This window comes from Salmonella sp. SAL4457 (assembly GCF_046548235.1).
Lineage (GTDB): Bacteria > Pseudomonadota > Gammaproteobacteria > Enterobacterales > Enterobacteriaceae > Salmonella > Salmonella enterica.
The window spans coordinates 1-295 of the sequence record NZ_JBGDZO010000304.1; the positions used below are offsets into that span (position 1 = coordinate 1).

Sequence of the window (295 nt, forward strand, 5' to 3'; positions counted from 1 at the left end):
GCTGGTAGCCGAGCTGGCCGAAGAAGTTGGTCCGCCGCTCCGGCCAGTGCAACTGGTAGAGGTCCAGCCAGTCTGTCTGCAGGCGCTCCAGGCTGGCATCGAGGGCGGCGACGATGTGCTGGCGGTTGAACTTGAGGTTGCCGTCGCGCACATGGCTGATGCCGTTGCCGGGGCCGGCGATCTTGCTGGCGAGGATCCAGTCGGCGCGGTCGCCGCTGCGGCGGAACCAGTTGCCGATGATGCGCTCGGTGCTGGCGTAGGTCTCGGCGCGGGGCGGCACCGGATACATTTCGGC

1 protein-coding gene is annotated in these 295 nt (G+C 68.1%); it reads right to left on the bottom strand.

The genetic code is table 11. The features are described 5' to 3' along the window. A partial coding sequence (locus ACLJNW_RS24390) for an aldo/keto reductase (RefSeq protein ID WP_410961241.1) occupies positions 1-295 on the bottom strand: 295 nt, incomplete at both ends.